Source organism: Roseibium sp. RKSG952 (assembly GCF_009711355.1).
In genome coordinates this window covers 1-270 of the sequence record NZ_SMMF01000117.1, presented here as the reverse complement: position 1 = coordinate 270, position 270 = coordinate 1, and the positions used below count along the sequence as shown (strand labels likewise).

General features: G+C 53.3%; 1 pseudogene. It reads right to left on the bottom strand.

The annotated features are described in order from the left end of the window. Positions 1 to 91 precede the first annotated feature (91 nt). Positions 92 to 270 (bottom strand): annotated as a pseudogene (locus E1297_RS00275) (IS6 family transposase); the annotation flags it as partial.

The window sequence follows — 270 nt, the reverse complement described above, 5'->3', positions numbered from 1 at the left end:
ATCAACATGGCACATTCGATGCTGCTACGTAGGGCTGTCCACACCATCAAGTTGTTTAGCCTGGGTTGTCAGTGCCCGCCATCAACAGATTTCAGGCAGGCATTTCCATAGCATAGTTATCCAAGAGACCGAACGCATCGCCTCTGGCATGGCGGTAGGAAGCGGCTGAGAGTTGGTAACGGCGCGGGCGGAAAAGTATGTTGATTTGATCGTGGTCGGACATGAACCGCTGGGCTTGGCGGGCAGATTTGAACCGGCCCATGATCTTTT